This window comes from Desulfovulcanus ferrireducens, from assembly GCF_018704065.1.
Taxonomy (GTDB): Bacteria; Desulfobacterota; Desulfovibrionia; order Desulfovibrionales; family Desulfonatronovibrionaceae; genus Desulfovulcanus; species Desulfovulcanus ferrireducens.
This window is the reverse complement of sequence record NZ_JAGUQP010000060.1, coordinates 1-1241: the sequence shown is the minus strand read 5'-3', so window position 1 is coordinate 1241 and position 1241 is coordinate 1. Positions and strand designations below refer to the sequence as shown.

The window sequence follows — 1241 nt, the reverse complement described above, 5'->3', positions numbered from 1 at the left end:
TTCTTTTAATTGTGTCGGGAAAAATGGATTTTCCTCTTTCACTTCCATTACGTCAGAAGGCCATAAAATATGGCATCCCGGCTGTACTGCTATCTTTAATCCTTCCAAACTGTATTTAATATTTTCTTTAATCTTTTCCGGGCCAACAATATCGTATAATACATGGGCAACATGATATATCTTGGCTGTACCCTGATATTTTCGGCCAATCTGAGCCAATTTTTCATTCACTACTTCTTTTTTGCCGGGCTTATGCTCGATCATGTGCTTGGCTTCGCTTAATACCCCAAAGCAGCTGTTGCAGCCGGTCACGATATTGGCATTTTGTTCTTCGGCCAGGGTGATATTGCGGCCGGAAATGGTCAGCCAGGTGTCCAGGTCGAAAGAAGGCGCGGTCCCCCAGGCAGGGCAACAGGATGCCCCTTCCAGATCAACTATATCTATACCCAGAGCAGGTAAAACTTTACGAAAAGATTGTTCAATATCGGGCGCCTTAAATGGTATATTGCAGCCCAAATATAATCCGAACTTCTCCATAACCTATCTCCTTATTATAGCTTACGCTGTTTATGCCTCGCTAGCGTTTTGCTGTTCGCCCCTGTACAAGCAGAGAGTCGGGAGTTGGGAGTTTAGCCCATCCATCTTAGCACCAGCTCAACTTATCATCCTCCTGTCTTCCCAACTTCTTCTTCCCCTGTCTCGCTTAAAATATCCCCAGGTCAGCCATGGGGCTGTTATCCAGAATTGTCTGGATCTCTTTTTGAGCCTGTTCATTGTTCAGGGCTGTGGGGGGATTCTCAGGCAAACCAACCTTTTTACGATTTTGGGCGGCAGCATCGGTAATTACAGCATGACCCTTTTCATAAAGATTCATCTGTGGGCCAAAGGCAGAAGTTGACATGGCCAGTTCCGAGGCCTGATACCGCCTGAAAGCAAAGACTACCTCCATTGGTCTCACGCCCTGGGGACAGATTTCCGTACAACGATTACAGGCCTGGCATCCCCAGGTGGACATATCCTCGATGGTCTCCTCTAACTGACCGTTAAGCAGTTTGCGAATAAGTAGCCGGCACAGGGAAGTAAGTCCTACCCTCACTCCGGGGCACACACCTGAACACGCACCGCATTGAACGCATTTCAATATCCCTTCACCGCCCAGTTCCAATATCTTCTGGACAGCTTCATCTATCTTTTCTTTTTCTATCTTTAACACTTCCATTGTCTCTAATCTCCTGTTTAAG

General features: G+C 46.5%; 2 protein-coding genes. Both read right to left on the bottom strand.

The genetic code is table 11. From position 1 onward, the window contains the following. Positions 1-537 (bottom strand): CoB--CoM heterodisulfide reductase iron-sulfur subunit B family protein (locus KFV02_RS11390; protein WP_252381670.1); only part of this gene is annotated, 537 nt, incomplete at its 3' end. Between the two features lie 166 nt (positions 538-703). Further along, a partial coding sequence (locus KFV02_RS11385) for a 4Fe-4S dicluster domain-containing protein (RefSeq protein ID WP_353617350.1) occupies positions 704-1241 on the bottom strand: 538 nt, incomplete at its 5' end.